This is a genomic window from Amycolatopsis azurea DSM 43854, from assembly GCF_001995215.1.
Classification (GTDB): domain Bacteria; phylum Actinomycetota; class Actinomycetes; order Mycobacteriales; family Pseudonocardiaceae; genus Amycolatopsis; species Amycolatopsis azurea.
In genome coordinates this window covers 293,085-308,268 of record NZ_MUXN01000005.1, presented here as the reverse complement: position 1 = coordinate 308,268, position 15,184 = coordinate 293,085, and the positions used below count along the sequence as shown (strand labels likewise).

Below are 15,184 nucleotides of genomic sequence, written 5' to 3'. Positions count from 1 at the left end.
TCGAGTGACAATTCGGGATTTTGGATTAATCCGTAACAGTGGGGTCCGAGGCGCGATTTCAAGAGAAATTCCCAGCGAAAGGACTCCGCATGTCCTCGGTTCGTCGAGCCATCGGCACGGCCGTGATACTCGCCGGATTCTCGTTGTTCGGAACGGTTTCCGTCGCATTCGCGCTGGAACTGCCCGCCGTCGCCGACCAGAGCTGCGAGGGCTTCCGGTTCGACGGAATCGCTTGCGAAACAGGTCCGGCGCAATTCCCCGACAAGGACTGCGCCGATTTCCCCTCGCAGGCGGCCGCGCAGGCCGAACTCAAGAAGAACCCGCGTGATCCGTACAAGCTCGATGGTGACCACGACGGATATGCCTGCGAATCCCGCTTCGGCGGCCCCGCGAGAGCCGACCAGGTGAAGGTCAAGCCCGTCGGCGGCGTCGCGACCGGCGGCGGGGAACCCGCCGAACCCAACGGCGGTCTCCTGGAGATCGGTGCGGTCGCGCTGACCGGCACGGTCCTGTTGACCGCGTCGGCCACGGGCGCGTCCCTGCTGCTCCGGCGGCGTGCCGAGCGATGACCCGGGCTTCCTGGTGCCGATGGCCGTTTCCCCTGGTCATCGGCACGTTCATCGGGGTGGGCCTCGCGGCCGCGCTGACCGCGTGCACCGCCCCGACGACGGGCAGGATCACGTCACCGGCGGCACCTACGGCACCATCGACGGTGACCGCGGTGGCACCCACGCCCACCGCCACCCCGCCGCTCGCGCCCGCGAAACCGGCGACGCTCGAAATCCCCTCGATCGGTGTCCGCACCGGCGAGATCGTCGACCTCGGCCTGGCCGGTGACGGTAGCCTGCAGGTACCGCGCGACGCGATCACCACCGGCTGGTTCGCCGGCGGTCCGGCACCCGGCGAGATCGGGCCCGCCGTCCTCGCCGGGCACGTCGACTACAAGAAGATCCCCGGCGTCTTCGGCAGGCTCAAGGAACTCAGGACCGGCGACGAAGCCCTGGTCCACCGTGAGGACGGGGTCACCGCGGTGTTCACCGTGTACGCCGTCGAGCGGCATCCGAAGACGTCCTTCCCCACCGAGCGGGTCTACGGCGACACGACCGAGCCGGAACTGCGCCTGATCACCTGCGGCGGGGATTTCGACTCCTCGACCGGGAACTACCTCGACAACGTCGTCGCCTTCGCGAGACTGACCCGCGCTTAGATTCGGAGGATGCGCACCGTCTACGTCGTCACGCATCCTGAGGCCACCCACCACGTCGACCGCGTTGTGGGCGGGTGGTTCGATTCCGGGCTCACCCCCGGCGGCGAGCGCGTGGCCGCCGCCGTCGCCGAGTCGCTGCGCGCGAAAGTGCCGGACGACGTCGAGCTCTACGCCTCGGACCTGCGCCGCACCGCGCGAACGGCGGAGGTGATCGGCGAACGGCTCGGCGTGACACCGGTCCTGGACCGGCGGCTGCGCGAGAAGTCGTATGGGGAAGCCGGGGGCAAGCCGCAGGAATGGCTGGACAGCCGGTTCGTCCCGCCGCCCGCCGTAGGCGAGCGGCTGGGGCACGACGAAGGCATCCCCGGCGCCGAAACCAAGGGCGCGATGGCCGCGAGGGTGTACGCGGCGATGGAGTCGATCCTCGAAAGCCGCTGCGAGCACCAGATCGTCGTGACGCACGGCGGCGCGCTCACCTTCGTCATCGCGGCCTGGATCCGGATGCCGCTCGAAGCGGCCGGGTACGTCGACTTCCGCGGTTCACCCGGCAGCGTCACCGTGCTCCGTGAAGACGATTACTTTCACAACCGGCAGGTCGTCACCCTCGCCGGGAAATGACAGGATCTCCCCGGACAGCCGACGATGATGTGGGGAGATGACATGCCGAGGTTCCTGCGAGCCGTGGCCCTTGCCGCCGCCGTGGCGGTCGTACCGGTGGCCATGCCCGGCACGTCCGCCGCCGCTTCGACTGTGTCGACGACGTCACGCTGTCCGCAGCTGCGGCTGGCCGACCACTGGTACGGCGGCAACGCGGCGAAGATCCAGCGGGTCATCGACGAACGCGGCCGCTGCGGCGCGAAACACGGCGAGCGTCCGGTCGCGGTGTTCGACTGGGACAACACGGTCATCAAGAACGACATCTCCGACCAGACCGTCTTCTGGATGATCCGGCACGACAAGGTCCTCCAGCCGCGAAACCAGGACTGGCGGACGACCAGCCGGTTCATGACCGACGACGGCGCGAACGCGCTGAGCAAGGCGTGCGGTACCACGACCCCGGCCGGAAAGCCGCTTCCGACCAGCAAGAACATCGCGTGCGCCGATGAACTTCTCTCGGTGCGGAAGAACGCGAAGACGACCACCGGCGAAGAGGTCTTCGCGGGGAACGACCGGCGGTACATGGAGGCGGCTTACGCCTGGGTCGCGCAGATCAACGCCGGATACCGTCCCGACGAGGTCCGCGCGATCGCCCGGCAGGCCAGGGCCACGGCGCTGCTCGCCCCGATCGGGGCGACCCAGAAGGTCGGTTCGAGCACCCAGGTCGCGTGGATCCGCTACTACCCCGAGATCAAGGACCTGATCGCGACGCTGAACAAGGCGGGCTTCTCCACCTGGGTCGTTTCCGCCTCGCCCAAGGAGTTCGCGGACGTCTGGGGTGCCGCGGTCGGCATCCCGCCGAGCCGCACGCTCGGGATCTACTCGCAGACCACGAACGGCCGGATCAACGGGCACCTCGAAGGCTGCGGCGGGCACGCCGACGGCGCCGACGAGATCATGACCTACATCGACGGCAAACGCTGCTACATCAACGAACGGATCCTCGGGATCCGCGGCGCGAAGGCGATGGAAGCGGCCCCGGCGGACAAACGGCAGGCGCTCGCCGGCGGCGACGCGACCACCGACGTCACGATGCTGCGCGACGCCACCGGGGTCCGCGTCACGCTCAACCGCAACAAGGACGAGCTGATGTGCCGCGCCTACGACAACGCGGACGGCAAGTGGGCGGTGAACCCGATGTTCATCGAGCCCTTCCCGGCGTTGAACCGCACCTACCCGTGCTCGACGACGGCGTACGAGAACGCCGACGGCACGCACGGTCCGGTGCTGCGCGACGACGGCACGGTCATCCCGGACCAGCGGGACACCGTGCACCCCTGACGCGCTAGCGGTCGCGGCGTGCGATCCACGCCGCGGCCTGCGTGCGCCGCTGCATCCCCAGCTTCGCGAGGACGGACGTCACGTAGTTCTTCACCGTCTTCTCGGCGAGGAACAGGCGTTCCGCGATCTCGCGGTTGGACATCCCCTGCCCGATCAGCTCCAGCACCTCGCGCTCGCGTTCGGTGAGCGAGCCGAGTTCGTCCTCGGGCGGATGCCGCAGCTTGTCCAGCACCCGCGCGGTCGACACCGGGTCGAGCAGCGACCGGCCCGCCGCGACCTCCCGGACCGCGTTGACGACGTCCTGGCCGCGGACCTGTTTCAGCAGGTACCCGGCCGCGCCCGCCATGATCGCGCCGACCATGGCCTCCTCGTCGTCGAACGCGGTCAGCATCAGGCACTGCGGCGGGTTCGCCTTCGACCGCAGCTCGCGGCAGAGCGCGATGCCGTCGCCGTCACCGAGCCGCACGTCGACCACCGCGACGTCCGGTTCCACGTGCATCGCCACGGCGAGGGCCTCGTCGACCCCGCTCGCCTCGGCGACGACCTCGATGTCGGGCTCGTCGGTGAGGAGGTCGCGCAGACCGCGCCTCACCACCTCGTGGTCGTCGATGAGCAGCACCTGGATCGGCATACCCCCACGTTACTTCGTCGCCTTGGCGACCATCGCTTCCACCAGCGGAGACGGCAGGTCGGCTCGGTCGCCCAGCCACCTCACCCACTTCGGCAGCAGTGCCTGCGCGGCGGGGCGGACGGTGTCGTCCGGCCAGTCGCCGATCAGCGCGCCGAGGTGATCGAGCCGGTCCGGTGACACCGCGAACCAGGTGGCCGGGACGATGCCCTCCATCCATTCGGCGGCCAGGTCTTCGACGACCAGGTCGTCGGGTTCGTTGCCGAAGGTCTCGAGATGCCAGGCGTTGAACGGACCGGTCATCACCGCCGGGTCGACGTCGACGTAGTAGCTGCCAGGCGGCAACCGCAGACCGCGGTTCTTCATCGCGGTGTCGAGGTCCAAGTACCGACGCTCGGCGCGGTACCAGTTGTCGAGGGTCGTGCGGGACTCGTCGCCGAGGAGGTCCAGTGAGCGGCTGACGAGACCTTCCAGCCGTCGTGGGTCGGTCACCGCCACAGGGGCGGCCTGCTCGCCGAAACGTTGTCGCCATGCTTCGACGGCTTGATCGAGCGAGTCGTAGACGCCACCTCCATCCAGGCGGGGGATCCACGACGTATCGATTTCGAACAGGTAGACCGTCGGGGCCACGCCACCGGGGTAAGCGAAGGCCGCGAGCACGCCGAGACGTGTTCCGTATACGTCCTGGATTTCCCAGACGTCGCCGGTGGCCTTGTTCTTCGAGGTCAGCTGAGGCCAGTCGGGCAGGATTTCCGACCGCAACGCCTTCCGCAGTGTGCTCACGCCGGCGCGCACGAACGACTCGAACCCCGGCGGGGAGATCGCGCTCATCCCCTGCAACAGAAGCCAAAGTTCCTGGCGCGGGTCCGCGTTCGTCGCAGCCAGGACGACGGCTTCGAAGAACAGGTCGAAGTCGAGGCCGTCGTTCTCGCCCAGCAGCGCGCGATGGAGCTCGCCACCGAGCAGAGAGGCGGTCGCCTGGTCGAGTTCGCGAGGGCTTTCCGACTTCAGGAGAACACTCGCCCCGTCCAGGACGTTCTCGATGGATTCCGGCATCCAAGCGGGCAGGGCGGCCGGTTCCAAGGCCGACGTCTTCTGCGCCTTTGCCTGCTTCTTGTTCTTCTTCGGCTTTCGGCCACGGGATACGGGCATTCCCCCACGTTACTTCGAGGTGGCCCAGAAGATCGCCTTGGCCACTTGCGAGTACAAGCCCTTCGGGTGATCGCGGAACAACGGTTCGGTGCCGAACAGCACCGCCCGTCCGCCCAGCGCCGACGTCCCGGAGACGACGGCCGCCTGGCCCGCCGCCTCCAGTGGCCCGCCCGTCCCGTCGTCTCGGGTCCGCCAATGCCCCGCGACCAGCGGATTCCCGCTCGCGTAGCGCTGCTCGACCTGGACCGAGGGGCCGAGATCGGTGAACCAGAACGGTCCGTAGACGAACGAGTCCGGCAGCGCGCCGCCGCCCACCGGACCGGTCCCGCCGGTCACCGAGACCACGCCGTTGCCGTCCTCCCAGCCCGCCACCGGACGCGCTTCGAGAAGGCCCGCGTCGGTGTTGAAACGCGCGCCCGTGGCACCTCGGGTGATGACACCGCCGCGAGCGAGGAAGGCACGCAAAGCGTCCTTCGCGGCGGGGGTGAGATCGGTGTACCGCAGTCCCGAAGAGACGAACAGCAGGTCGATCCGCGACCAGTCGAAGCCCGCGTTCAGCACCGCCGCCGACACCGGCCGGACCTCGAAGCCCATGTCCCGCAACGCCTTCAGCTCGTCCGGCCCGACGGCGCCCGCGATCGTCTTGCGGCTCAACGGCGCCGCCGTCCCGCGTGCCTCGGTGAACCGGACGCCGTAGCGGTCCGCGACCTCGGCGGCGGCCGGACGCGCCGACGCGGGGACGATGATCGTGCCGTCGTCCGCGCGCCCCAGGGCGAGACCCCGGTTCAGCAGGTCGTTGACGGCGCTGACGTCCTTGCCGTCGACGAGCTTCAGCGCCAGGTCCCGGCCGGGCGCGGCGTCGACACCGCCGGTGGGTGAGGCCGCGACGACGTCGTGCGTACGGACGTCGAGCCTGCCGTGGGTCACGATGTCGACCGAAGCGCCCCACAGCAGCCGGTGGCTCCAGCCGGAGATGTCGTACATGACCGGCACCTTCGCCGAGATGTCGCTGCCTCGTTCCAGCATCACGTTCGCCAGGCCGCGCTTCGGCTGGTGCATGTCGACCAGGTACGAACCGGCGGGATAGCGGCGCCCGGACAGGGAGAACGGGCGATCGGCCTGCCGTACCCGGACGTCGTTGGCCACCAGGTGATCGACGAGACGCGAAGCGGCGACGGCCGAACGCTGGTCCGCGCCGGCGGGGATGACGTACGCGCGCGGGAACTCCGTGCGGTAGCGGTCTTCCGGCCCGAAGCCGGGTACGAACCCGTCGGGGATCTCACGTTGCGCCTCACCGGCGGTGCCGCGGCGGAACATCTCGATCTGGTTCGCGATCAGCTCACCGCGGTTGCGGTCGACGTAGTCCAGCGTGCTGCCGATGGTGGCTTCGACGACCTCGGTGTTGATCACCGAACGCCGCTGGAGCTCCGCCACCGGCTGCGTTTCGTACTCCGCGTTGTTGACCCGCATCGGGATCTCGATCGTGAACGACACCGCGCCGTGGTACATCGCGTACTGGGCGGTGTAGATCGGCGCCCAGCCGTCCCAGCTGCCGGGTTCGTAGTCGCGGAACGGGATCTCCGGCTTCGCCGTCTCCGGTCGGCCCAGCGCCTTGACGGCCTGTTCCATGCCGAGGCCGTTGGCGTATCCGTGCTTGATGTAGAGGTCGAAATCGTAGTTCTGGCCGTGGGGCGGCGTGGTCGGCTCGATCAGCGTGTTCTCGACGTAACCGTGTTCGTCCAGCATCATCAGCGGCTGCTTGCCGATGGCGATCCCGCGCATGGCCCGCACTTCCGGCTGCGACGCGGTGACGAAGTCGCGGTTGGGGTCGAAACCCTGCGACGTCTGCCGCGTACCGGCGACCCGGCCGTCCGGATTGGCCGTGACGTTGAAGTAGAAACGGTTCCGTTTCAGCAGGTCCGCGGTCCTCGGATCGTTCGACGTCACCAGCCTTTCGATGACGCGGAGCGCGCCGTCGGTGCCCTCCCACTCGTTGCCGTGGATGTTGTTGTTGATCCACACCGGTGCCTTGTAACCGTGGCGCAGGAACGGATCGCGCGCGGCACGGGCCGGATCGTTCTCGATCAGCGACCGCCACGCGTCCTGCCGTCGCGTCTCGAACGGGCTTTCGGGCGCGGTGACCGTAACCAGGTAGAGGTCACGGCCGAGGCCGGACTGTCCGGCGACTTCGACCGAGATCCGGTCGCTGCGCGCCTGCAACGCGTTCAGCTTCGGCGCGAGCGCGTGATACGGCGCGAGCCCGAGCTTGATCGACTTGTCGGCCGGATTCTCCGGATACACGCGCAGCTTGGTCTTGCGCGGATAGCCGGAATGATCGCCCGCGACGTTCTCGCCGCTCGCGGCCCGCGCGGCGCTCACGGGCGGGTCGGTCGCGGCGACGTCGTTGCGCTCCGGCCCGTTACCGGGATCCCGGTGTGGTGTCGTGGGCGGTGGCGCCGCGTACGCCGGCGCGGCGACCGCGCTCAGGGAGAGCATCAAAGCCAGGACCACGGTGCGAGCCGAACGCGACAAGGGCCACCTCCAGGGACGTCGGCCCAGTGTTTCCGCCGAACGAACGCCCCACAAGATCCGAAAGGTGCCTAATCGGGCGCCGGGAAGCGGTGCTCGTTCCGGTCGATCTTGGCGTTGGCCGCTTCGATCAGGTCCACCCCGAGGCTGTTCGCCAGCTGGAGGAGATACAGCGTGACGTCGGCGATCTCGTCGACGACGTTGTGCGCCAGCTCAGGATCGGACCGCCACTTCGCGGACTCCTCCGGGGTGAGCCACTGGAACAGCGAAATCAGCTCGCCGACTTCGCCGGACAGTGCCATGACCAGGTTCTTCGGCGTGTGGAAAGGCTCCCAGTCCCGTGCGGCGGCGAAGTCGCGGAGGCGCTGGTTGAGGTTGTCGAGAGTCACGTGCCGTGCCTACCAGATCGTCACGGTGCGCTAACGGCCGTATGGCGGACGAGCGTTGACGCGCAATTTGCAACTTGCCTAACGTCGCTGGCCGTCGGGAAACCGATCCGGAAGGAAAGTCTTGACGTACCAGCGAAGCCTTCGCTCTCGCATGCTCTCCATCGCGTTCGTCCCCTGCGCGGCCCTGGTGCTCGTCGCGTTGTTCATCGGCGGATTCCTCGTGCAGCAGGCCATCCAGGATCGGGACGACGCCGAAAACGGCGCGGTCACCATGGCCGAGGCGAGCCGGAAGATCGCGGCGCTGCAACGGGAACGGGCCGTCGCGTTGAAGGCACCGGGCAGCCGTTCCGCCTCCTACTTCGCGTACGCCGATCGCATCGACACCTCGCTTTCGTCCCTGCGCGAGATCGCGAGGGCGGCCCCCGACGCCGAGGCCGGTTACCAGCAGACGATCGCCGTCGAACTGCTCACCGTTGTCGAAGGGATGGACCGCAGTGACTCCCTGGCCGTCGCCGGGATCGACGACGAGGGACGGCGCGACTACGCCGCCGCCGTCGGCGCCTACCGGTCGAGGCTCGACGCCGTCGCCGGAAAACTGACGGAAAGTAATCGCCGGGCTTACCGGAATCTGGTCACGAGTGTGGACTGGAGCCGGTTCGGCGCAGTCGAAACCGCGTTGAGCGCGGCCACGCCGCCGCCCGTCGGCCAGGACGCCTGGCGTGCCGCGGCCGGCGTCGTCGGCCGATCCCTCGGCGGCCTCGCCGCCCGCCAGATCGAGTATTCGGCGCAGCTCGCGGTCGACGGCGGACGCCGGGTGCTGAGCGGTGCCCTGGCCGCCGCGACGGCGATCGCGCTGCTCGCGGGGGTGGTGATGGCGATCGTCATGCAGCTCGCCCGACGGCTCCCGGTCCCGATCATCCGCTGCCCTTCGCGGGTCGAAGTGGCGCCGCCGGACTGGTCACACCTGGTGAGCGATTACGCCGAAAAGAGCACGCTGTTGGCCCACACGAGTCGGCGAACCGGTCGGGCAGACTTGTCCAGGTGAGTTCCACGACGGATCTGCGCCCCTACCTGCGTACCTTGGACGCGGAGACGCTGGCGGACCTGCTGCACGCCCAGGCCGAGCGTGACCCTGTGTTACGGCAGACCCTGGAGAACCGTTTCGCCACCCAGGGGAGTGACCTCGCCGAGGCGCACCGTCTCCTCGACACCGCCGTGCTGGCGGGCAACGTCGAGTACGCCGCGAAGGTCGGCTCCGTCCTCGACACGCTTCAGCGGCTCCTCGACGCGGGCAGCCGGGCCGATCTCGCCCCGCTCGCCCGTCGGACCGTGGACGACATCAGCGAGATGCTGGAGCAGATCGACGACACCTCGGGCGAGGTCGCGGACAGGCTGGACCGGGCGGTCGAGCTGTACGCGCGGGCCTGTGTCGCGCGCCCGCCGGATCCGGAGAGCCTGGCCGACTGGATCCTCGAAGTGGAGTTCGACGGACCCGGCTGGCCTGCCATCGAGCTGGCGGACTTCGCCTCCGCGTTGGGGGACAAGGGGATCGAGCGCATAAAATCCACTGTGGACAGTGTGCTCGCGGGGCATCGGACCGGCGCGAAACACGAGACTGCCGAGCGGCTGCGCGAGGAACTGGCGGAGGTGTCCGGCGACGTCGACGCGCTCGTCGCGATCCTCGCCGCCAAGCCGCCGCGGGTCGACGTCAGCCTCAAGATCGTGCGCGTGCTGCGCGCGGCGGGACGGCACAGCGAGGCCATCGCGCACGCGGCGCGGGCGCTCACGCACGACAAGAAGGAAGAGGTGCCGCCGCCCGAAGAGGAACCGGTTCCCTTGTCGCGCAAGGACTTCGACGAGAGTCCCGGCGTGGCTACCTATCTCGCCCTGCGCGAGGAGTCGCTGGAAACGGGTCGGTGGGTAGCGCAGCGGAAGACCGCGCTGGCGCGCTTGCGGGAGCTCGCCGCCGAAAGCACGGAGGCTGCCGACGAGCTCGTTCGCGCGCTGCTCGGCGAGGATCGGCTGGACGAGGCATGGCGCGCGGCGGTGCGTTTCGAGGCCTCTTTGCCGGTGCGCGTCGAACTCGCGGATTCGCGTTCCGTCGCCCATCCGGCCGAAACCATTCCCGTCTATCGGGACCATGTCGAAGAATTGATCACGCACAAAGACCCGAACTCCTATCGCGAAGCGGCCCGGCAGCTGCGCAAACTGCGCACGGCCCACAAAAAGGCCGGTACGGCTGAAGAATTCAGCTCCTACCTGGGCGCCCTGGTGGAAATACACAAACGCAAGACACGGCTGATCGCCGAGGTCAAGGCGGCGAGAATCGCGATTCCGAAACCAATCAAGGCGTAACCGCTTCCGGCGCCGCTCGTTATTCGAAGTGAACCGAGGAAAACCCGGCTGAAGAGGTCGAGCCATACGGGCGGGCCAGCGAAGTCGCGGTGGTCCGGAACCGGTGTCCGCCCGCGTCCTCCCCGCGACCTGGACCCCGTGTTACGCGCCCGGGACCACCGCGACGAGCCCGATCGGGTCCGCGTGCAAACATGTCGCCATGAGTCCGGTCAGTCGTGCCCGCAAGAAGGCAGCTCAGCCCTCCACCCCGAGTGTGACGGGCCTTTTCAAGGACGTCCTCCGGGACTTCTCGACCCTCGGTGCCGAACCCGAGGTGCTCGACGTCGAGCTGCTGACCTCCGAGGTGCTCGGTCAGTGGTGGGAGATCGAGGTCGAAGAGGACGAGACGCCGCTGGGCATGGAGCTCATCGCGTTCGCCGAGCGGAAGATCACCCCGGCCGCGGCCGCGCTGCTCGCCGGGCTGCGGGTCTTCGCCGAGACCGACGAGGAGCGCGAGGCGGCTGCCGCCGCGCTGAACACCGTGCTGGGCCGAGGGATCCCGGAGCCGGAGTGGGTCGCCGACCTGGCCGCGGTGACCGTCGGGGACTGCTGGCGGACCGGTGACGTCTTCGGTGACGAGTCTTCCCTGCTCTGCGTGTTCTCCCGCGGCGGTGTGGAGCACGGTCTGCTCGCGCTGGTCGACTTCACCGAGGGCGGCCGGATCCGCGACGTCGTCGTGGTCGACAAGCCGCAGGACGTCCTCGCCGAGATGCGGCAGCAGGCCGCCGACGACCCGGATCTGGTGACGCTGGAGCGGGTGCTGCCCGAACGCGCCCACCAGCTGCTCGCGGACGGGCTGGCCGCGACGGACGTCGTCGAGGAGCCCGACGTCAGCGAGGACTACGCGCGGTTCCACGCGCTCGCGCTGGCCTGGATCCGGACGCTGCCCGCTCCCGAACCCTCGCCCGAAGTCACCGAATGGCCCGAGCAGGTCCGCGAAGAGGTCGTCGCCGACTTCGTCGGGTCCGGGCTCGTGGAGGACACGGAGGCGACGCGGTTCTACGCGCGCTTGCTCGTCGACCACGGCTGCGAGACCGAACCGGGCAGCCCGCTGCGCGTCGGTCCCGAGAAGCTCGCCCGCTTCCTCGAATCGCTGCTGGACGGCGAGTTCGAGGTCGACGAGGCGTACGAGTCCGCGCTGGAGCCCGCGCTGCTCGGCTGGGTCACCTGGGCCGCCGGCCGCGCCGGCCTCCCCGAGGCCGCGCGCGTGGCGCTGCTGGAGAGCACGACCGAGTTCCTGGAGGAGTTCGCGCAGGACGAGGACTCCGCGCTCGACGTCTACTTCGACGGCTCCGAGGGGATCGAAGACCCGGCGGAACTCGCCGAGGCGCTCGAACGCCGGATGTTCGCCGTCCCGACGGTCTACACGGAGATCGGCGACGAGGAGCTGGAGCTCGAGCCCGCCGACCCCGAACAACGCCGTCTGCTGGTGATCGGCGAGCACCCCGAGTACCACGAGGCGCTGGCCGAGGAGACCTTCGACGGCGAGCCGAGGATGCGGCTCGCGCTCAAGACCACGATCGTCGACCAGCTCTGGGCCGACGAGCCCGCCGAGGTCTGGCAGGCCGTGCGGCGGCTGACGGAGGCCGGGCAAGAGCGCGACGAGATCTTCGACCGCCTCGTCGACACCCTGGCCGCTCAGCTTGTCGAGGCGGGCGAGCACGAGATGGACTACGACGTCGACGACTACCGGAAGGCGCTCGACGAGCTGTCCTGAAGCCCCCGCAAGCCCCCGCTCCACCTCTCTCGATCTTGCCAACCCTTCCCATTCCGTCTAGTCTGTCTAGATGGAAGCAGCAACCTGGCAAGTGCAGGACGCCAAGCAGCGGCTGAGCGAGCTGCTGCGCCGGGCCGCGGCCGAAGGGCCGCAGTTCGTCACCAAACATGGGGAGGAGGTGGCCGTGGTGCTGGACATCGCGGACTACCGCAGGCTGGCCGGAGGCGGTGAAGCCGTCGATTTCAAGCTCGTGCTCTCCGGTGAGCAGCACCATCCCGAATACGGGGAGGCGCTGGCCGACGTGCTGGAGGAGATCGCCGCCGAACGCGCGGAGGACCTGCCGAGGGATGTCGTGGAGGTGAGCGGGTGAGCTTCCTGCTGGACACGAACATCGTGTCCGAGGCCCGGCGCCGCAGCCAGAACCCGGGTTTCGCCCGGTGGTGGGGCGGGGTTTCGTCGAGCAGGCTCTATTTGAGCGCGTTGACCGTCGGAGAGATCGAGAGGGGGATAAGCAAGCTCAGGCATCGAGGTGAGCGGGACAGGGAGCGTGCGGACGCGCTGGCCGAGTGGCTGGCCGGGCTCACCGCGCAGTTCTCGGAACGGATCCTTCCGGTGACCGCCGAGATCGCGGCCGAATGGGGCAGGCAGTACGCGCCGAGGAAAGTGCCGTCGATCGACGGGCTGATCGCCGCGACCGCCCGGGTCCACGAGCTGACCCTGGTCACCCGGAACCTCGCCGACATGGCGGGACTTGGGGCGCAGGTGCACAACCCGTTCGACTGAGTTCGCTGAGTTCGCGCTGGTGAGCGGGCGCTATCAGCCCAGTGGTGCCGCGGGAGTGCCCTTGCTCTCCGTGACTTGCGGCTTCTTCCGCCGACGGTCCCCGCGGGCGTCGTCGAAGTCGACGAAGAAGGTGCCCGCGGCCATGGCCACCAGGAGCGCGAGTCCGAGAATCGAGCCGACCCAGGTCAGGATGATCGAGAACATCGTGAGCCTCCTCCCTGCTCAAGGTCCTTTTTCGAGACCTCTTGAACCCCTGACACAAGGGTCGCCTCGGGGGGCTGTAGCCGGTATCGGCCAACCGGTTACACGTACTGAGCGTGGATCGGCCGATCGGCCGAGGAGAGCCGCTCGCCGGTCGCGGTGCGCGACAGGCCGGTGACCAGGTCTCGCCGGTGGTGCGACCGCTGGTCCTTGTGAGGGAACGCCCGGAATTCGCCCGGGTGATCGAGCTCCGGCTAAATGATCTTGGAAGTCCCCGTGAACGCTCGCCGTGAGTAGAGATTCCGTGCCTGTCCGGCTACTCAGCGTCCCAAGTTTCAGTGTCCCGAGTCCCGCGTCCCATCACGCGAGTTGCGCCTTCAATCACGCGAGTCGCGCCTTCGATCACGTGAGTTCGCCGTCCAAGCACGCGAGTTGGCCGTCTGATCACGTGTGTTGGCCGTCCGAGCACGCGAGTTCGCCGTTCAGAGCTTGCGCAGCCGGACCCGGTTGATCGCGTGGTCGGCGTCCTTGCGGAGGACGAGGGTCGCCCGCGGCCGCGTCGGCTTGATGTTCTCCATCAGGTTCGGCTCGTTGATCGTGCGCCACAGGTGGCGCGCCTCGGCCCGGGCCTCGTCGTCCGGAAGGCCGGCGAAGTGGTGGAAGTGTGACGCGGGGTCCGCGAACGCGGTGTGCCGCAACTTGAGGAAGCGCTCGACGTACCAGCGTTCGATGTCGGTCGTCGCCGCGTCCACGTAGATCGAGAAGTCGAACAGATCGGAGACGCTGAGCCGGGGGCCGGGCTGGAGGACGTTCAACCCTTCGAGGATCAGGATGTCGGGTTGCTGAACTACCTGTTCCTCGTCGGGAAGGATGTCGTAGGCGAGGTGCGAGTACACCGGTGCGCTGACCCGTTCGGCCCCGGACTTCACCTCCGTGACGAACCGCAGCAGCGCCCGCCGGTCGTAGCTCTCCGGGAAGCCCTTGCGGTGCATGATCCCGCGCCGGACCAGTTCGGCGCGCGGGTGGAGGAACCCGTCGGTGGTGACCAGGTCGACCCTGGGGTGATCCGGCCAGCGGGCGAGCAGGGTGCGCAGGATGCGCGCGGTGGTCGACTTGCCGACGGCCACGCTGCCGGCGATCCCGATGATGTACGGCACCTTGGTGCCCCGACTGTCTTCACCGAGAAAGGTGGTGGTGGCTTCGTACAGCCGTTGCCGGGCGGCGACCTGGAGATTGATCAGCCGGGAGAGCGGCAGGTAGACCTCGGCGACCTCGGCGAGGTCGACCTGTTCGCCGAGACCGCGCAGCCGGAGCAGTTCCGCTGCCGTGAGCGGCAGGGGAGTCGACCTGCGCAACTCGCGCCACTGCTCACGGTGCAGCTCGACGTAGGGACTGAGCTCACGGACCCGCGGCATCGCACACTCCTCGCCCGTCGCCTGCGCTGGCGCCGTACAAAACCGTGTTGACGAGTTCTCGGCGGGTGAACGTGCCGCGAACCGGATGAAGCCGCTTTAACGGTAGGGCTTACGGCTCGTGAACGCGCTTCGATGTGATGTACCCCGCTTCGGGGCGTTACCGTCCGTTACGGGGACGGCCGGGGGCGAAGACCTCGTCCCACGCCGCGGCGACCTGCCGGGCGCACGAGGCGGGCGCGACCCCGCCGACGCCGGTACCGAGTCCGGGCATCGCGATCGTGTGCACCAGGTCCCGGACCCGGCCCTGGTCGAGGCTGCCGTAACGCCACTGCTGGAACACCGCCCTGGCGGCCAGGTACGGGTGCACCGTGTCGCGGGGAAGGCTTTCGCCGGGTTCCCGCATCGTCGGCGCGCTGATGAGCCAGGCGGGCTCCGCCTCGCCGGTGGGCACGATCACCGCTTCGCCGATCGGCAGCTCCCCGCCGTGGTAGGCGAGGACGGCGCTGCGCACGTTCTGCTCGACGTCCGGGTAGGCGCGGGCGTAGACGGCGTCTATGCCGCCGCGCATCCAGCCGTAGGAGTTCGCGGGGCTGACGACGGCCTGGGCGACGACGTCGAGCACGGACCCGCGGTGCACGAAGACCCTGCCGTCCACAGTGTCCGCGACGGTGGCCCAGGCTTGGGCGAGCAGGTCATCGACGGCGCACAGCACCAGCTCTGGCGTGGGACGGTCCGGCAGGGGAGCGAAGGAGGAGCCGGCATCCTCTCGGCCGGTGTGCGTGCCCGGTTCGGCGGTCACGCCCTAAGCATGGCAAAAAAAGCCACCCGGCG

16 protein-coding genes are annotated in these 15,184 nt (G+C 68.8%); 9 read left to right on the top strand and 7 right to left on the bottom strand.

Annotated features, from left to right (window positions below; translation table 11 throughout):
- Window positions 1-89 precede the first annotated feature (89 nt).
- From B0293_RS09445 to B0293_RS09430, 4 genes are read left to right on the top strand one after another with little or no spacing between them, the layout of a single operon-like run.
- On the top strand, window positions 90-569 hold the full coding sequence (locus B0293_RS09445; RefSeq protein ID WP_005149530.1) for an excalibur calcium-binding domain-containing protein: 480 nt from the start codon (window positions 90-92) through the stop codon (window positions 567-569).
- On the top strand, window positions 566-1,207 hold the full coding sequence (locus B0293_RS09440; RefSeq protein WP_005149531.1) for a class F sortase: 642 nt from the start codon (window positions 566-568) through the stop codon (window positions 1,205-1,207). The genes B0293_RS09445 and B0293_RS09440 overlap by 4 nt, the downstream gene beginning before the upstream one ends.
- Before the next feature lie 9 nt (window positions 1,208-1,216).
- Window positions 1,217-1,825 (top strand): histidine phosphatase family protein, encoded by a 609-nt coding sequence (locus B0293_RS09435; protein WP_005149532.1) that lies wholly within the window; start codon window positions 1,217-1,219, stop codon window positions 1,823-1,825.
- Window positions 1,826-1,867: 42 nt separating this feature from the next.
- Entirely contained in the window at window positions 1,868-3,145 is a 1,278-nt protein-coding gene (locus tag B0293_RS09430; protein WP_039914844.1) for an HAD family hydrolase, read from the top strand.
- Between the two features lie 4 nt (window positions 3,146-3,149).
- Here B0293_RS09430 and B0293_RS09425 read toward each other — a convergent pair whose 3' ends face one another.
- The 4 genes from B0293_RS09425 to B0293_RS09410 form a co-directional block, all read right to left on the bottom strand.
- Window positions 3,150-3,776, bottom strand: a complete 627-nt coding sequence (locus B0293_RS09425; RefSeq protein WP_005149535.1) for a response regulator — start codon at window positions 3,774-3,776, stop codon at window positions 3,150-3,152.
- A gap of 9 nt (window positions 3,777-3,785) precedes the next feature.
- The gene (locus B0293_RS09420; protein WP_005149536.1) at window positions 3,786-4,925 is read right to left on the bottom strand and encodes a hypothetical protein; all 1,140 of its coding nucleotides are present in this window, start codon (window positions 4,923-4,925) and stop codon (window positions 3,786-3,788) included.
- A 9-nt stretch (window positions 4,926-4,934) separates the two neighbouring features.
- Window positions 4,935-7,436 (bottom strand): M14 family zinc carboxypeptidase, encoded by a 2,502-nt coding sequence (locus tag B0293_RS09415; protein WP_039914848.1) that lies wholly within the window; start codon window positions 7,434-7,436, stop codon window positions 4,935-4,937.
- Window positions 7,437-7,525: 89 nt separating this feature from the next.
- Complete coding sequence (locus B0293_RS09410) at window positions 7,526-7,843, bottom strand: nucleotide pyrophosphohydrolase (RefSeq protein ID WP_005149538.1); 318 nt, start codon at window positions 7,841-7,843, stop codon at window positions 7,526-7,528.
- Window positions 7,844-7,994: 151 nt separating this feature from the next.
- On the opposite strand from B0293_RS09410, the gene B0293_RS09405 reads away from it, so the two are divergent.
- From B0293_RS09405 to B0293_RS09385, 5 genes are all read left to right on the top strand, one after another.
- A complete protein-coding gene (locus tag B0293_RS09405) occupies window positions 7,995-8,888 on the top strand; it encodes a nitrate- and nitrite sensing domain-containing protein (RefSeq protein ID WP_005149540.1) in 894 nt (297 codons plus the stop codon).
- A complete protein-coding gene (locus B0293_RS09400) occupies window positions 8,885-10,198 on the top strand; it encodes a hypothetical protein (protein ID WP_005149541.1) in 1,314 nt (437 codons plus the stop codon). Before B0293_RS09405 ends, B0293_RS09400 begins: the two co-directional genes overlap by 4 nt.
- A gap of 199 nt (window positions 10,199-10,397) precedes the next feature.
- Complete coding sequence (locus B0293_RS09395; protein ID WP_039914961.1) at window positions 10,398-11,954, top strand: DUF1841 family protein; 1,557 nt, start codon at window positions 10,398-10,400, stop codon at window positions 11,952-11,954.
- A gap of 70 nt (window positions 11,955-12,024) precedes the next feature.
- A complete protein-coding gene (locus tag B0293_RS09390; RefSeq protein WP_037315524.1) occupies window positions 12,025-12,324 on the top strand; it encodes a type II toxin-antitoxin system Phd/YefM family antitoxin in 300 nt (99 codons plus the stop codon).
- Entirely contained in the window at window positions 12,321-12,737 is a 417-nt protein-coding gene (locus B0293_RS09385; RefSeq protein ID WP_005149545.1) for a type II toxin-antitoxin system VapC family toxin, read from the top strand. Before B0293_RS09390 ends, B0293_RS09385 begins: the two co-directional genes overlap by 4 nt.
- Window positions 12,738-12,770: 33 nt before the next feature.
- Here B0293_RS09385 and B0293_RS43680 read toward each other — a convergent pair whose 3' ends face one another.
- The 3 genes from B0293_RS43680 to B0293_RS09375 form a co-directional block, all read right to left on the bottom strand.
- Window positions 12,771-12,941, bottom strand: a complete 171-nt coding sequence (locus tag B0293_RS43680) for a hypothetical protein (RefSeq protein ID WP_005149546.1) — start codon at window positions 12,939-12,941, stop codon at window positions 12,771-12,773.
- A 479-nt stretch (window positions 12,942-13,420) separates the two neighbouring features.
- Window positions 13,421-14,353: a type I pantothenate kinase gene (coaA, locus tag B0293_RS09380; RefSeq protein WP_005149547.1), complete on the bottom strand. Its 933-nt coding sequence runs from the start codon at window positions 14,351-14,353 to the stop codon at window positions 13,421-13,423.
- Between the two features lie 157 nt (window positions 14,354-14,510).
- Window positions 14,511-15,152, bottom strand: coding sequence for a macro domain-containing protein (locus B0293_RS09375; protein WP_005149548.1), 642 nt, complete (start codon window positions 15,150-15,152; stop codon window positions 14,511-14,513).
- Window positions 15,153-15,184 lie beyond the last annotated feature (32 nt).

Coding starts and splice junctions, on each gene's coding strand:
- B0293_RS09435 (WP_005149532.1), top strand. CDS start 1,217: ATGCGCACCGTCTACGTCGTCACGCATCCTGAGGCCACCCACCACGTC.
- B0293_RS09390 (WP_037315524.1), top strand. CDS start 12,025: ATGGAAGCAGCAACCTGGCAAGTGCAGGACGCCAAGCAGCGGCTGAGC.
- B0293_RS09395 (WP_039914961.1), top strand. CDS start 10,398: ATGAGTCCGGTCAGTCGTGCCCGCAAGAAGGCAGCTCAGCCCTCCACC.
- B0293_RS09445 (WP_005149530.1), top strand. CDS start 90: ATGTCCTCGGTTCGTCGAGCCATCGGCACGGCCGTGATACTCGCCGGA.
- B0293_RS09440 (WP_005149531.1), top strand. CDS start 566: ATGACCCGGGCTTCCTGGTGCCGATGGCCGTTTCCCCTGGTCATCGGC.
- coaA (WP_005149547.1), bottom strand. CDS start 14,353: ATGCCGCGGGTCCGTGAGCTCAGTCCCTACGTCGAGCTGCACCGTGAG.
- B0293_RS43680 (WP_005149546.1), bottom strand. CDS start 12,941: ATGTTCTCGATCATCCTGACCTGGGTCGGCTCGATTCTCGGACTCGCG.
- B0293_RS09420 (WP_005149536.1), bottom strand. CDS start 4,925: ATGCCCGTATCCCGTGGCCGAAAGCCGAAGAAGAACAAGAAGCAGGCA.
- B0293_RS09405 (WP_005149540.1), top strand. CDS start 7,995: ATGCTCTCCATCGCGTTCGTCCCCTGCGCGGCCCTGGTGCTCGTCGCG.
- B0293_RS09430 (WP_039914844.1), top strand. CDS start 1,868: ATGCCGAGGTTCCTGCGAGCCGTGGCCCTTGCCGCCGCCGTGGCGGTC.
- B0293_RS09425 (WP_005149535.1), bottom strand. CDS start 3,776: ATGCCGATCCAGGTGCTGCTCATCGACGACCACGAGGTGGTGAGGCGC.